15 protein-coding genes and 1 pseudogene are annotated in these 12,794 nt (G+C 70.3%); 7 read left to right on the top strand and 9 right to left on the bottom strand.

Going from position 1 to position 12,794, the window contains the following annotated elements; translation table 11 throughout:
* Positions 1 to 5 precede the first annotated feature (5 nt).
* Both ACIBCU_RS05475 and ACIBCU_RS05470 read right to left on the bottom strand, forming a co-directional pair.
* On the bottom strand, positions 6 to 947 hold the full coding sequence (locus ACIBCU_RS05475) for a carbohydrate ABC transporter permease (protein ID WP_399229411.1): 942 nt from the start codon (positions 945 to 947) through the stop codon (positions 6 to 8).
* 31 nt (positions 948 to 978) lie between these two features.
* Positions 979 to 2,271, bottom strand: coding sequence for an ABC transporter substrate-binding protein (locus ACIBCU_RS05470; RefSeq protein ID WP_399229409.1), 1,293 nt, complete (start codon positions 2,269 to 2,271; stop codon positions 979 to 981).
* A gap of 195 nt (positions 2,272 to 2,466) precedes the next feature.
* Here ACIBCU_RS05470 and ACIBCU_RS05465 point away from each other — a divergent pair, with 195 nt between their 5' ends.
* Together ACIBCU_RS05465 and ACIBCU_RS05460 are read left to right on the top strand one after the other, a co-directional pair.
* The gene (locus ACIBCU_RS05465; RefSeq protein ID WP_399229407.1) at positions 2,467 to 3,321 is read left to right on the top strand and encodes an alpha/beta fold hydrolase; all 855 of its coding nucleotides are present in this window, start codon (positions 2,467 to 2,469) and stop codon (positions 3,319 to 3,321) included.
* Positions 3,322 to 3,400: 79 nt separating this feature from the next.
* Complete coding sequence (locus tag ACIBCU_RS05460; RefSeq protein ID WP_362927081.1) at positions 3,401 to 3,583, top strand: hypothetical protein; 183 nt, start codon at positions 3,401 to 3,403, stop codon at positions 3,581 to 3,583.
* Between the two features lie 66 nt (positions 3,584 to 3,649).
* Here the strand turns inward: ACIBCU_RS05460 and ACIBCU_RS05455 are convergent, their stop codons facing one another.
* The 5 genes and pseudogenes from ACIBCU_RS05455 to ACIBCU_RS05435 all read right to left on the bottom strand — a co-directional run.
* Positions 3,650 to 4,738 (bottom strand): CU044_5270 family protein, encoded by a 1,089-nt coding sequence (locus ACIBCU_RS05455; RefSeq protein WP_399229405.1) that lies wholly within the window; start codon positions 4,736 to 4,738, stop codon positions 3,650 to 3,652.
* Complete coding sequence (locus tag ACIBCU_RS05450) at positions 4,735 to 5,403, bottom strand: RNA polymerase sigma factor (protein WP_399229403.1); 669 nt, start codon at positions 5,401 to 5,403, stop codon at positions 4,735 to 4,737. The genes ACIBCU_RS05455 and ACIBCU_RS05450 overlap by 4 nt, the downstream gene beginning before the upstream one ends.
* A 264-nt stretch (positions 5,404 to 5,667) precedes the next feature.
* A complete protein-coding gene (locus tag ACIBCU_RS05445) occupies positions 5,668 to 6,276 on the bottom strand; it encodes an SMI1/KNR4 family protein (RefSeq protein WP_399229401.1) in 609 nt (202 codons plus the stop codon).
* Positions 6,277 to 6,347: 71 nt separating this feature from the next.
* Positions 6,348 to 7,028, bottom strand: coding sequence for a hypothetical protein (locus ACIBCU_RS05440; protein WP_399229399.1), 681 nt, complete (start codon positions 7,026 to 7,028; stop codon positions 6,348 to 6,350).
* 87 nt (positions 7,029 to 7,115) lie between these two features.
* Positions 7,116 to 7,355: pseudogene (locus ACIBCU_RS05435) on the bottom strand (short chain dehydrogenase); the annotation flags it as partial.
* Between the two features lie 211 nt (positions 7,356 to 7,566).
* Here ACIBCU_RS05435 and ACIBCU_RS05430 point away from each other — a divergent pair.
* Both ACIBCU_RS05430 and ACIBCU_RS05425 read left to right on the top strand, forming a co-directional pair.
* Complete coding sequence (locus ACIBCU_RS05430) at positions 7,567 to 8,184, top strand: hypothetical protein (RefSeq protein ID WP_399229397.1); 618 nt, start codon at positions 7,567 to 7,569, stop codon at positions 8,182 to 8,184.
* A gap of 44 nt (positions 8,185 to 8,228) precedes the next feature.
* On the top strand, positions 8,229 to 8,723 hold the full coding sequence (locus ACIBCU_RS05425; protein WP_399229395.1) for a hypothetical protein: 495 nt from the start codon (positions 8,229 to 8,231) through the stop codon (positions 8,721 to 8,723).
* Positions 8,724 to 8,770: 47 nt separating this feature from the next.
* Here the strand turns inward: ACIBCU_RS05425 and ACIBCU_RS05420 are convergent, their stop codons facing one another.
* Entirely contained in the window at positions 8,771 to 9,181 is a 411-nt protein-coding gene (locus tag ACIBCU_RS05420; protein WP_399229392.1) for a RidA family protein, read from the bottom strand.
* 105 nt (positions 9,182 to 9,286) lie between these two features.
* Between ACIBCU_RS05420 and ACIBCU_RS05415 the strand changes: the two genes are divergently transcribed.
* From ACIBCU_RS05415 to ACIBCU_RS05405, 3 genes are all read left to right on the top strand, one after another.
* Positions 9,287 to 9,763 (top strand): hypothetical protein, encoded by a 477-nt coding sequence (locus ACIBCU_RS05415; protein ID WP_399229390.1) that lies wholly within the window; start codon positions 9,287 to 9,289, stop codon positions 9,761 to 9,763.
* 82 nt (positions 9,764 to 9,845) lie between these two features.
* Positions 9,846 to 10,277 carry a hypothetical protein gene (locus ACIBCU_RS05410; protein WP_399229388.1) on the top strand — a complete coding sequence of 144 codons (432 nt, stop codon included), beginning with the start codon at positions 9,846 to 9,848 and terminating at the stop codon, positions 10,275 to 10,277.
* Between the two features lie 209 nt (positions 10,278 to 10,486).
* The gene (locus ACIBCU_RS05405; protein WP_399229386.1) at positions 10,487 to 11,143 is read left to right on the top strand and encodes an RDD family protein; all 657 of its coding nucleotides are present in this window, start codon (positions 10,487 to 10,489) and stop codon (positions 11,141 to 11,143) included.
* Between the two features lie 21 nt (positions 11,144 to 11,164).
* Here ACIBCU_RS05405 and ACIBCU_RS05400 read toward each other — a convergent pair whose 3' ends face one another.
* On the bottom strand, positions 11,165 to 12,673 hold the full coding sequence (locus ACIBCU_RS05400; RefSeq protein ID WP_362926693.1) for a PucR family transcriptional regulator: 1,509 nt from the start codon (positions 12,671 to 12,673) through the stop codon (positions 11,165 to 11,167).
* Positions 12,674 to 12,794 lie beyond the last annotated feature (121 nt).

Genomic DNA, 12,794 nt, shown 5'->3' with positions numbered 1-12,794 from the left:
TCCGATCAGTAGTTCTGGCGGAAGACGCGGCGGATGGTCAGCAGCCCGGCCAGGCCGACCAGGAAGAGGACCACACCGACGGTCTGGCTGTAGCCGAGGTCGGCCGCGATGAACGCCTTCTGGTAGACGAGGAAGGACAACGTCGTAGACGAGCTTCCCGGCCCGCCCTGGGTGAGCAGCAGCACGTTCTGCGCGGAGCCGAACAGCGTCCAGAGGAACTGGAGCATCGTCACGACGCCCACGAAGTCACGTATGACGGGGAAGTGGATACGCCACATGGCCCGCCAGTGCCCGGCGCCGTCGAGCTGCGCGGCCTCACCGATCTCGTCCGGGACGCTGCCGAGCCTGGCCGCGAACAGCACGGCGGTGAACCCGATGCCGCTCCACACGTCGAGGAGGACGAGGGAGCCGAGCGCGGTGGACGGCGAGGCGAGCCAGGCGTCGGTCAGCGAGCCGAGACCCGCCTTGTCCAAGGCGCCGTTGAGCAGGCCGTCCGGGGACAGGACCGCGTAGAAGACCATCGCCTTGGCGGGGGTGGAGATCAGCCCGGGGATGAAGAGCAGATAGCGCAGGACGCGGTGGCCCGGCGGCTTCTGCGCGACGTAGTACCCGAGCATGTACGCCCCGACGATCATCAGGGGCACGGCCACGGCGAGCTGCACGGCGGTGTTGCGTACCGCGTCCCAGAAGACCGGGTCGTCCAGGACCGCGCTGACGTTGCCGGTACCGGCGAAGGAGACCGGCTGGAGCATGCCGGGCCAGTGCAGGGCGGCGATGACGAAGATGGCGACCAGCGGGCCGACCATGAAGACCAGGTACCAGACCAGCGCGGGCACGGCGAGGACGACCCCGCCCTGCGTGCGGCGCTTCGTGGTGGGGGCGGACGGCGGGGAAGGGACCGGTCCGCGGACCGAGGCGCCGCCCGGGGCGGACGAGAGCATCGTCATGGGAGGACTCGCAAGGGCTCGGGCGCGCGGATCAGGCCGTGCGGTAGGCGGATTCCAGGGCGGAGCGCACGGAGGCCGCGCTCGTCCCCCGGGTGAATGCGGTGCTGGTCGCGGTGATCAGCGGCTGGGTGGCGGTCGGGGGGACGTACAGGTCGGGGAGGAGCACCTGACCGACCCGCTCGCCGAGCTGCTGGGCCTCGGCCACCAGCGGGAAGTCCTTGCTGACGGTGTCGGTCACGAGCGCCATGTCCCGCCCGCTCTCGGTGATGAAGCGCGACACCACGTCGGGGCGGTACATGAAGCTGAGGAACTTCTCGACGGAGGACAGCTTCTTGACCCCGTTGGGGCTGATCCAGAAGCCGATGAGGGTGTACGAGCGCAGGATGGTCGGCTTCTCGTGGGCGGCACCCGGCGCCAGCGGCCAGCCGCCGATCTCGGTGTGCCCGGCCGCCTTCGCCGGGACCTTCGCCAGCGCGGAGGACATGGCGGACTGGATGGCCGCCGCCTCCGTGCTGTACTGCGTGGTCATCGTGTCGGAGGTCAGCCCCTGCGCCTTGTCGGCGAAGACACCGGCGTCCCGCAGGGTCACGAAGTAGTCGATGCCCGCGCGGGCTCCCCGGCTGCCGCTGAAGTCGCCGGTCGTGTAGACCTGCCTGGCCTCCTCGGGGGTGAGGAAGGTCTGGATGATCTGGGCGAGCAGCTTCTGCCCCGTCCAGTCGTTGCCGCCGACGGTGACAGGGGCGATGCCCTTGGCGCGCAACTTCCGTGCTGCGCCGATGAGCTGGTCCCCGGTGGTGGGGACGGAGCCGACGCCGGCCCGGTCGAGCAGGTGGGTGTTGAAGGCGACGGGCCAGTTGGTGGCGAAGTACGGGAAGGCGCGGAGCCTGCCCTTGTCGTCGGTCCACTCCGTCAGGGCGGCGGGCAGGACGCGGTCGCGCAGCCCCCAGTCGTCGAGGTAGCCCTTGACGTCGACGGTGGCACCGACGTCGGTCCAGGCCAGCGTCTTGTCGTACAGGTTGACCATGACCACGTCCGGCTCCTTACGGGCCAGCCGTGAGGTCTCGTAGACCTGGGGGAGGTCGTCGCCGTTGACGAGGTTCTTGACCCGGATGCCCGGGTTCTCCTTCTCGAAGGCCTTGACGACGGCGGTGTACGTGGCGGAGCCCGGCGCGGTGGTCCCGAGCTGGGTGTGGACGAGTAGGGAGCCGGGGTCGGAATCGGCCGAGGCGAGCGTGGAGCAGCCGGACGTTGCGGGGAGCGCGGCAGCGGCGGCGAGGCCGGAACCAGCGGCAAGGAAACCGCGCCGACTCAGAGGTGAGCGCACAGCGGGATGTCTCCAACCAGGACGTTGACCAGGGTGGTTAATCGATGTACCAGCGGGTTGCGAGAAACTTAGGGGCGCGGGAGGAGATGGTCAACCCCCGGTTGCACATGCTGGAAGGCCCGACATTTCGGGCGGGCGAGGGGGCGTTCCTGGTACGGGTATTGCTCCGAAGATCGTTCTGTTGGAGGCTGAGGCATGCAGAATCTGCCGACCTTCGTCCTTGTCCATGGGGCCTTCGCGAATTCGTTCTCGTTCGCGCCGCTGCAGGCCGAACTCGCCCTCCTGGGGCATCGCTCGGTCGCGGTCGACCTTCCCGGGCACGGATTCGAGGCGACCTTCCCCTCGGCCTACCAGGCCCCTCAGGACCTGGACGCCCTCTCCGCGGAACCGGGGAGCATCAAGGGAGTCACGCTCGCGGACAACGTCGCCCGAGTGATCGAAGCCCTCGAGCGTGCCAAGCGGAACGGCCCCACCGTCCTCGTCGCCCACAGCAGGGGCGGCATCACCATCACCGCCGTCGCCAACGCCCGGCCCGAGCTGGTCGACCGGATCGTCTACGTCTCCGCCTGGTGCCCCGTCGATCTGGACGTGGCCGGCTACTACGCCCAGCCGGAGATGGCGGACGTCGACCCGGGAGCCCTGGCTCCCGCGCTCGTCGGGAACCCGGCCGAACTGGGCCTTCTGCGGGTCAATTTCCGCACCGCCGACCCGGCGGCGCTCACCGCGTTCAGGCAGGCGTTCGCCGCCGACCTCACCGATGACGAGTTCCGGACCTTCCTGAACATCTTCCAGCCCGACGAGAACCTCGACGCCGGTACGTCCGCCGACCGGGCGCAGGCCGCGACCTGGGGCCGGATTCCCAGGACCTATGTGCGCCTGGCCGCCGATGCCAGTGTTCCGCCCGCCGTGCAGGACCGCATGATCCGCGAAGCCGACGCGCTCACACCGGACAATCCCTTCGACGTCCGGACACTCGAGGGGAGTCACCTGCGCTGGCTCGTCCACCCGAAGCCCGCCGCCGAGCTGCTCGCAGACCTCGCAGCGCACTGACGCTCGTCGCGGGGCCCGCGCTGGTGGGGTGCGAGGTCCGGTCAGCCCCCCGTCGGGTGAGCGCCCCACGGCGACCTGCGTGTCGACCGTCGCGAGCACCGAGTCGGCCAACTCCGCGACCGAGTGCCCTGCGCCGGCCGACTTCCCGACGGCCGGGAGCGGCGAGCCGACGCTGGTGAACCTCGCGGGCCACGCCTTCCCCGGAGGCGTGTTCTTCCTCGTCTCGGCACTCCGGCTGAACCCCACCCGCGACCGGGCGTGACAGGGGTCGTGCGGAGAGAGGCCGGTGCCGGGGCGTGTGGTCACGCCCCGGCAGGCCCCGCCGGGATCAGGTCGTCGACGGCTTCCCGGCCGACGGCCTCTCGCGGAGGTCGTCGACGACCCCGCGCTCAAGGACCGCCGACTTGCTGAGCAGGGCGCCCTTCTTGCCCATGGTGGTGTCCCGGATGAGGTAGGTGCGCTCGCCCAGGTACTCCAGGGTGGTCGGGTCGAAGATCCAGGCGGTGCGCCAGCCGGCCCGGGTGTCGTCGCGGGCCACGCCGATCCCGTGCCGGCCGGCCGCGTCCACCGCGTCGGTGTCCACGGTCACGCCGGGGATCTTCGCCGCCGCCTTGTAGAGAGCGGCCGCGGTCTTCGGCGGCATCACCGTCTCCTGCAGCAGTCGACCCATGGTGTCGAAGGTGTCCCGGGCCTGGTCACGATCCTCGGCCGGGGTGTCGCGTGAGTCCTGGTCCCGGGTGATCTCGGTGGCGAGCCGCCGGAGCAGGACGTCGGGGTCGGTGGGCAGCGAGGCCAGCCACGTGTACGTCGGCCGGTTGAGGCCCGCCGGGTCGCCGACGGGGGTCTCGCCGTCCGGGACCCCGACCTCGATCGGGTAGTACGAGCCCTCCTCGTGGATCAGGCCGACATCGATCACCGGTCCCGCCTTCTGCGCCATCCAGACCTCACGCTCGTGGGGCTTTCCCAGCTTCAACGGGCCACCGAATTTCCCCTCGCTTCCGGTCTGCAGTGTCTTGACGTACACGAACTGGTCACCGGTGACCGTCTGTTCGTCGCTCTTCCCGGCGACCGACGCGATCCGGTCGAGCAGTACGGTCGCGCCGCGCGGGGCCGGTGCGTGGGAGCCGGTGCCCGCGGCGGAGGGTGGCGGAGCGCCGTCCTGGCCGGTCACGGCGAGCGTGGTCAGCAGCACCCCGCCCAGGGCCAGTCCGGCGGCGGGCAGCAGAACGGCAGGGCGCAGGAGGCGGGGGCGGGGGCGAGCGGTGGCGCGGTCGCCGTCCTGGTCGATCAGACGCATCAGGGTGTCCTTGTGGTGAAGATGGCGGCCCGGGGGCAGGTCCCGTTCGGCCGGGGCCGGCAACAGCCGGTCCAGTTCCTCGAGTTCGGCCTGTTCGGGGCCGGAGGTGCGGTCGTTCATCGGGCTTCCTCCTGGATGGGCAGGGCCACGAACGGGGCCCTGCTCTCTACCTCTCCGCGGCCGGGGCGGGGTTCCCGGCCGGATCGGACCGCTTCTCCGGATCGCGCCTCCCGCGCGGACCCGTCCGGCGGCCGGCCGAGCTCCTCGTCGGTGAGCCGGCGCAGCCGGGCACGGGCACGGGACAGCCGCGACCGCACGGTGCCCACCGGGATGCCGAGGGCCTCGGCGGTCTCGGCGTAGTCCAGCCCGGACCAGACGCAGAGGACCAGCACCTCGCGTTCCTGGCGGCGGAGCCCGCCCAGCGCCCGCCGGACCGCGGCGAGCCGCCGTGCGTCGTCGACACGCCCTGCCGTGGCGTCCGCGATGTCCGCCACCGGTTCCGGGGCGGGGCGGCGGGCCAGGAAGGCCAGGCGTCGCCCGATGCCGCGATTCGCGTTGCGCGCCTTGTTCGTGGTGATGCCGAGCAGCCACGGCCGCAGCGAGTCGCCCTCCGGTTCGACGGCGTGACGGGTGCGCCAGGCCGCCAGGAAGGTCTCGGACAGCACCTCCTCGGCCGTCGACCAGTCGCCCGTCAGCCGGTAGGCGTGGTTGTAGACCGCCCGCGCGTACTCCTCGTAGAGCGCGGCGAACGCCTCGCGGTCGCCCGCCCTGATCCGTGCACGCATGCGCTCCCGATCTCCCTGTTCATTACACCTCACACCCCCTACCTCTCCGGCCGGACCGGGGAGTTCCGGTGACCCGCGCCACACGGCGGGTCCCGGCGGCGCGGCAGCCCCTGCCCGGCCGGTGGCGATGTCCGGTACCGGTCCCCGGCCGGTGTTCGTAGTCGCCGGCCGGGAGCGGGTGCGGTATCGGGATTCCGCAGCACCCGAAGGCTCATGCACCGCCCTTCGAGGGTGCCGTCCTCACCGAGAGGGTGTGAGCCGCAATCAGTGTTCTGCCGCATCCCAGACCAGATCACCGGCGTGATCCACGACAGCGACACAGGTCTCCTCGGTGCCGCCGAGGGCAGCGTGCCGGAGCAGAACCGGCGTCCCCGATTCGAGGGCGGCAGCGATGTCCTGGAGCATGGAACCCACCGAACTCCACAGCGGCACCCCGAGCAGCCACGTCTCGTGGTCCCAACGGAAAACCGCGCCATGGGAATCGCCGGGGCGCAGGTCGACGATGAGTCCGTCACCGCCGGGGCTCATCGCGATCGGCAGGAACAACGGCAGGAACCGCGCTTCCGGTTCGCCGTTCGCGTCGAAGGATGCCTCTTCCTCTTCAGCGATCAGCAACCAGATCTCTCGGGTCTCCAGGGCCTCTTCCAGGCTCAACGGAGCGAACGATCCAGGAATCCAGTAGTCGGCGCTGACACGGTCCAGGCTCCACCACTCGTGCACGTCGGTGGGAAGTGCCACCGCAAGGTCCGCCTCCACCGCGCGGAGCCGACTCTCGTCCGCGGCCGGTCTGACGGGGCTCGTCCGAAGACGGTCCCTGAACCAGGCTTCGATGCGATCCCGCGACTTGTGCACTTCGTGATCGCTCGTGGTCATGGCCGTAAGTCTCTCAAGGAGCTCCGGCAGGTGAGCTCCCCACCCATGGAGCCTGTCCGGGCAGGTCCAGGTCAGGAAGCCGCGCCGACCGCGACGGCATAGCCGATCGCGGTGGCCGCGTCGCTGATTTCCGCCCAGGCAACCTTGCTGTTCAAAGCAGCCACCACCTCCTGGGTCAGCGGGCGGAGGGCATACACGTGACGCACGGCGTCGAGGTCCACCTGGATCTCGTAGTAGTCCTCGGCGAACCTCTGGAACTCCTCCGGCGACGGGGCGACCAGCAGACGGAACATCCAACCCGAGCCGTCAGGGTCGGCGCTGTTCTCGGGAAAGTCGATCTCCCCCGCCTGCCAGTGCCCACTCACCGCCTCACGCCACAGGCAGGCCGTGACCGTAGGCACTCCGCCATCGGTGAAGGCCGGCTCCTCGACGTACCTGCGGAACACCTCCGGCACCGAGTCCACCACGCCTGGCCAGGGTTCGTCGCCGACATACGGGCTCATTGCCGACTCGTGGTCGAAGCCTCGGATGTACGCACCCGCTGGAGAGAAGATGACGTCGAACTCGTCCCCTGAACCGCTCCGCATGGAGGCGACCTCCTCCGTCGCCGAGCAGCTCGAACTGAATGAGTAGCAGCGTTCACCGTGAGGGTTCAGCACGGTCTCCAGCATGGCTATCGACCGGCACCGGTCCCGCAGTGCCGGGATATCAGGAAGAGCTTGAGCAACATCATGAACAGTCATGCGGCCCATGAAAGCGCACGTCACTGACACCAGAATGTGGGTTCACCGATCGGAGGCGTGCCGCCCGGAAGAGCAGCGGCATCGGTCTGATCGGCTCTATCCCCAGGAGCGAACGCCCGCGAGTTCCTCGGAGATCTGCCAGATGCGCTGCGCGTCCTCCCTGCCGCGCAGGCAGCTGTACAGCTTCTGCTCCGCCGGGCCGCCACCCATGTGCCCGGTCCCGCTCGGTCCGTAGAACCCGCCGCCCACGGCCTCGGGTGACGTGGCGGCGTGGAGGGCGGGCAGCTGCGCCGTGTGCACCGTTCCGACCACGACGCCGCGGGCGGACAGGGCGACCGCACGCCCTGCGCTGACCTGGGTGCGGCGCGGCAGGGACGCCGCGACTCCGGTCGTTGGGAAGTTACGGGCGTCCATCCCGGGCATATGGGGTCAATCGCTGTCCGTAACTCCCCAATGACGCCCCAGGGGTCCGCGCCGCGACAGAGCGCTCCGCCTCGGGATTCAGGAGCGTGAACTTCTGAGCCCCGGCGATCGGTACGGTCGAGCCATGGGGCTCGATATCAGTGTGATGATCGCCGACTGGTCTTGGCTGGGCGAGGCTCCTCAGCGTGAGCGACTTGAGCGCTTGAGGGATGCTTGGTACGCAGACGAGACGGGGCTGTGGGATTACGGAACCCCGGAGCCCGAGGGTGAGTTCACGTGGCCGCAGGGCCCCGATAGCACCTACTTTGCCCTCTACGAGTTCCGGCGCACCATGGACTCGTTCAAGGCGCACTTCTGGGCCGGGGAGAGGTGGGAGTCTGTCCGCGACTACGCCGATCCGCAGGTGCGCGCTGGTTTGGACGCATTGCTGATCGGTCTGATCTGGGACGGGCCGGACGGTGAGGCGCAGCACATCGATCCGGACTTTTTCTGCGATGACCCCGAAATCTCCTACGGCATGCTTCTGGCTCGGTCGCCCGAAAGCGTGCGGGAGCTTGCCACGACCTGGGAGCGGGTAGAGCCCTTGCTCGGCGGGCTGAGTGCGGCGTTCACCGAGCACGCCGCCAACCCCGGGAGGTCGGTCGGCGAGTTAAGCGAGTTCACCGACCTGCTGGAGGACTGGGGCCGGGTCCTCAACGAAGCGGAAAGGCGAGGCTGGGGCGTTGTCGGGCTGAGTCAGTAAGCCCGTACCGGGTGCGGCGTCTTCCCTCTCTCTACCCTCGGACCATGAACGTGTTTCGCGCCGGTGGTGGCCGGCGCCTGGAGATGACCAACGGCGGCACGGCGGTGTTCGTGGACCTGCTGATGCTCTCCGTGTCCGCACTGGCCCGTGAGCCGTGGCACTTCCGCTTCGCCGCCCTGCTGACGCTCCAGGACCAGAGCGTGATGGGGCGTGGAGTGGTCGGCTTCGATCTGGAGGATCTCGACTGGGGGGACACACCGCAGGAGCAGGCCGCGGCCAAGAACTTCCTGCTTCGCGTCCTCGATCTGGCGCTGTCCGGGCACAGGTGGGAGGAGTTGACGTACGAGCCGCCCTGGGCCGAGGGCTACCTGCGCACGTACCGGGCGATGGTGGAGGAGTTCGACCCTGCGACCGCGAGAGGCGAGGCGGGCGTCCTTCCCGGTCCGCAGGAGGCCGCGATGGCCTCGTGCGTACGTCACCGGGTGCTGGGCGCCCTGCCCTTCTGGGAGGCGTGCGTGTTCTGCACGGCCGGGGTCTGAGGGTTCGGCCGACGGCTCGACGCAGGGGCTGAGCTGCCCCGTGATGATCAGGAGTCGAGTACGGCGGCGACGCCTTCGATCTCCACCAGCTGGTCGGCGTATCCCAGCACGGTGACGCCGAGCAACGTGCTCGGGACGTCGTGGTCACCGAAGGCGTTCCTGACCACCTCCCAGGCGGTCCCCAGGTCCTCCTGTCGCGTGGAGGCCACCAGTACGCGTGTGCTGATGACGTCCTCCAGACCGGCCCCCGCCGCTGCGAGTGCGGTCTTCATGTTCTCGAGGGCCTTCGCCGCTTGGCCGGCGTAGTCGCCTACGGCCGCTGTTGACCCGTCCTCGTTCAGCGGGCACGCCCCGGCGAGGAAGATCAGCCGTGCGTCGGCGGGCGCGGTGGCCGCGTAGGCGTACTCGGCCACGTCGGACAGCGCGGTGGAACGGATGAGTGTGACGGCGCGGGGCATGACATCCAAGTCCTGTCGGCTGAAGAGGAATTCGTATTCCTAGCAGACTGTTCTCGGGGCTGCCTCCCATTTTCTCCGCCCACCGCGCATGCATAGGCTGCCGGGATGGGTGACATGTACGCAGTCGAGCTCTCACTGGATCTCCGCGCCACGATGCCGAGCGCGGTCGTGGACGAGCTGGAATGGCATCTCGGCACTGCCACCGGCACCGGCGCCGGGCGGGCGGAGGGAACGGCAGACGTTCCCGCGGAAGAACTGGCCGGACCGGACGACGTGTTCCCTCTCCTCGCCGAGCGTGGACCGGCGGCGCGCATCGGCGGCCTGCTGGTGGGTGAGCTGCACCGGACAGACTGCGGATGGGCTCTCACCGCACGCCAGGAGGTGCACGCAGAGTGTCTCTCCGACCTGGGGCCGGTGCTGGAGCAGTTGGCGCGGCACAGCAGCACCGAGGGCGTCATCGGGCAGATCCGCTTCTACGAGGACCATGTGCCGGAACTGCTGATCAATGAGTCGGGAATACTGGTGCGGATGTCCCTCAAGGCTGACGGAATCGGCGCCGGCCCGGCGTACATGCCCGTGTAGACCGCCCGAAGTCGTGGAGGACGGGCTTCGGCATACCAGGCGCGGCCGGTCACGGCCGTGGGCGGACCGGCATGATGTCGGGGTGAGCGTCATCGTCGAGTTCTTCGCTGCTCCGGACGACGCGTCCGCGGCTCTTGCTCTCCGGACCGGGCCACGCGCGTTCGCGTCGCTCTCCTTCGGCAACTTCGATCCCGAAGAGGCTGTGGTCGAGTGGGAGTGCCTGCTTGCCGGCGGCAGCGTCGAGGAACTCGTCGAAGCCGATGAGCCGCGTCTCGTCGCCGGCCTGGACGATGACGGGTGCGTCGTCTTCGCCATCTCGCCTCGCCTGTCCGCGGCACTCGCCGGGGCCGAACGGCCCGAATTGAAGGTTGCCGCCGCCGCATGGTCCTTGCAACGGGCGGAGGACGGCGAGGTCATCGACGCGGAGATCGCCGAAGTGATCCTGAGCGATCTGGCCGCGCTCGTCAGCAGCGCCCGACTCCAGGGCCAAGGCGTCTACTGCTGGGTCGCGTAGGAGTTCATGTCGACCATCCCCGTGGTGACGGTGAGGAAGACATACCTGCGCCTGGCCGGACAGGTCCTGGTCGGATTAGACAAGCAGACAGTCCTACGAACACGATGATCGCGCACAACCGCGGCTGTACGGGGGGCACCTGCGTGTGGAGTGAAACAGCCCTCCGCTCAGGTCGCTCCGTCCCCACCTCGGAACTGGAGAGCTTCGCCATGAGCTTCGGCGATCCCAACAACCCCTACAGCCAGCAGCCTCCGCAAGGCCAGCCCGGCTACCCGCAGCAGGCGCCGCAGGGCGTGCCCCCTCAGCCCGGCTACCCCCAGCAGGGCGTGCCTCCTCAGTACGGCTACCCGCAGCAGGCGCCGCAGGGCGTGCCCCCTCAGTACGGCTATCAGCAGCAGCCGTACGGCGCGTACCCGCCGCCCGGCATGCCGGGGGCAGGACTGCCGCCGCTGGCCCACTGGGGGCAGCGCGTCGGCGGGTACCTGCTGGACGTGCTGATCATTGCCGGCCCGATGTACGCGCTCGGCTTCATCGACCTCGCGGGTAGCGATGACCCGGCGACTGCCGAGCCAGGAGTCTTCTTCGCGATCGGCGTGGTCTACACCCTCGCCATGGCCTTCTACCAGCTCTACCTGGAGGGCAAGACCGGTCAGACGACCGGCAAGAAGGTCCTCGGCATCAGCCTGCACCGGGAAGCCGACGGCAGGCCCCTGGGGTTCGGCATGGCGTTCGTCCGTAAGCTCGCGCACTTCCTGGACAGCTTCGCCTGCTACCTCGGCTGGCTGTGGCCGCTGTGGGACGAGAAGAAGCAGACCTTCGCCGACAAGGTGTGCAAGACCGTCGTCATCAAGGTCAACAAGGGCTGAGCCGTAGCCCGAGGCCAGGATTCACGCCCGCGCGGGCCCGTGGTCCCGCAACGCGAACCACAGCTCCGTCCGTACGTCCATGTCGTCCAGGTCCGCGTCCAGCAGCGCCGCGCACCGGGCGATGCGCTGGCGGACCGTGTTGCGGTGGACCTTGAGGGCCACCGCCGTACGGTCCCAGCTGCCGTGGAGGCTCAGCCAGCAGCGCAGGGTCTCGGCCAGGGTCTCGGTGAGAGGGGCCAGCAGGGCGCGCGCGTGGGCCTCGGCTTCCGCACGGGGGATCAGGGCGGTGAAGCCGGTGCCCGGACGGTGTGTGCTCAGCGGGGCGCGGGTCGCCTCGGCGTGGCCCAGGGCGCGGGCCGCCTGGGCGTCGGCGTCGGGCAGGGCGGTGACCGGGGCGGGGCCGGAGACGCCGAGGGTCCAGCCGGGCTGCGCGGGCACCGCCTCGTGGCGGCCGGGGAGCAGGACCCGTACGGTCTCGCGGTCCACGTCCGAGAGGGCGGAGCCCAGCGCGGCGCCGAGGGCCCCGGCGTTCAGCGCACCGGCCGGGGTGCCGTCGGCCCGCCGGGCGTGGACCACCGTCCAGGAGTCGCCGTCGCCCAGCAGCGGGGCCACGTCCTGCGGGGCCGCGCCCAGCAGCAGCCGTACGAGCGCCGCCGAACGGCCCGCGGCGTCGGCGCCCTGGTGCGGGGCGGTGAGCAGGGAGAGCAGGACGACGGCGATCCCCGCGACGGTGTGGTCGCCGAAGTCGCGCCGGGGCGTCGCCAGGGCGAGGGCCAGGCCCTGCCCGCCGCCGAGCGCGTACGCGAAGAGGTGGGTGCCGCCCCGGGTGTCGGTCGCCGACGACGGGTTCGGCTTCCGGCCGGGGGAGGAGCGCGCGGTGGGAGCGGCCACAGGGGGCGGGGCGGAGGGTGCGGGTACCACCACCCGGGCCAGCCGGGCCAGTGCCGTCTGCACATCCGGTGCCGGGCGCCCGCCCGCCGCGTGCAGCACAGCGCCGTCCGCCGTGAGCAGCGCGACCCGGCCCTCCAGCTGCACGGCGAGCTGGCGCAGCACCGCGGGCACCGGGTCCGGGCGGGCCGCCGCCGTCGCCAGGGCCTGCTGGGCCCGGGTCACCCGGCGCAGCTCGCGGTGCCGGGCCTCCGCCATGAGCCGCCACACCGCCTGGGCGATCGCGGTGAAGCGGGTCTCCGGCGGCACCTCCAGCAGCGGCAGCCCGTGCCGGTCGCACGCCTCCACCAGGGCGGCCGGCACCGTGTCGTGCACCGGCGCCACCCCGAAGCCGAGCGCCGCCGCCCCCGCCTGCACCAGCCGGGTCACGTAGGTGTCCGCGTCCGTGAGCTGCACCCCGGCGCTCAGCAGCAGCTCACCGCCGAGCAGATACGGATACGGGTCGGCCATCTCCGAGGTGTGCACCCACAGCAGATCCGCGTGGTCCGGACCGGCGATCCGGCGCAGCCCGAGCTCCTCCCGGGCCAGCAGCTCGGAGAGGGCGATGGGAGGGGCGGGGGGCCCGGCGGGGGAGTCCGGCATGGATGGTCCATCCATTCAGCTTCATGAGGATGGAGGAAACGTACACTTCAGCGTCGGCTTCCGGCCACCTACCGTCTTCATCACCACACCCCCTGAGCGGAACCGAGACGGAGGAAAGCCC

This window comes from Streptomyces sp. NPDC051064, assembly GCF_044455985.1.
GTDB lineage: Bacteria > Actinomycetota > Actinomycetes > Streptomycetales > Streptomycetaceae > Streptomyces.
The sequence above is the reverse complement of the archived record's forward strand: the minus strand, read 5'-3'. Positions and strand labels throughout refer to the sequence as shown.

Excerpts from the sequence above, each read along its gene's own strand:
- ACIBCU_RS05475 (WP_399229411.1), bottom strand. The coding sequence starts at position 947 with ATGACGATGCTCTCGTCCGCCCCGGGCGGCGCCTCGGTCCGCGGACCG.
- ACIBCU_RS05465 (WP_399229407.1), top strand. The coding sequence starts at position 2,467 with ATGCAGAATCTGCCGACCTTCGTCCTTGTCCATGGGGCCTTCGCGAAT.
- ACIBCU_RS05455 (WP_399229405.1), bottom strand. The coding sequence starts at position 4,738 with ATGAACGACCGCACCTCCGGCCCCGAACAGGCCGAACTCGAGGAACTG.
- ACIBCU_RS05450 (WP_399229403.1), bottom strand. The coding sequence starts at position 5,403 with ATGCGTGCACGGATCAGGGCGGGCGACCGCGAGGCGTTCGCCGCGCTC.
- ACIBCU_RS05445 (WP_399229401.1), bottom strand. The coding sequence starts at position 6,276 with ATGACCACGAGCGATCACGAAGTGCACAAGTCGCGGGATCGCATCGAA.
- ACIBCU_RS05440 (WP_399229399.1), bottom strand. The coding sequence starts at position 7,028 with ATGGGCCGCATGACTGTTCATGATGTTGCTCAAGCTCTTCCTGATATC.
- ACIBCU_RS05430 (WP_399229397.1), top strand. The coding sequence starts at position 7,567 with ATGGGGCTCGATATCAGTGTGATGATCGCCGACTGGTCTTGGCTGGGC.
- ACIBCU_RS05425 (WP_399229395.1), top strand. The coding sequence starts at position 8,229 with ATGAACGTGTTTCGCGCCGGTGGTGGCCGGCGCCTGGAGATGACCAAC.
- ACIBCU_RS05420 (WP_399229392.1), bottom strand. The coding sequence starts at position 9,181 with ATGCCCCGCGCCGTCACACTCATCCGTTCCACCGCGCTGTCCGACGTG.
- ACIBCU_RS05415 (WP_399229390.1), top strand. The coding sequence starts at position 9,287 with ATGGGTGACATGTACGCAGTCGAGCTCTCACTGGATCTCCGCGCCACG.
- ACIBCU_RS05405 (WP_399229386.1), top strand. The coding sequence starts at position 10,487 with ATGAGCTTCGGCGATCCCAACAACCCCTACAGCCAGCAGCCTCCGCAA.
- ACIBCU_RS05400 (WP_362926693.1), bottom strand. The coding sequence starts at position 12,673 with ATGCCGGACTCCCCCGCCGGGCCCCCCGCCCCTCCCATCGCCCTCTCC.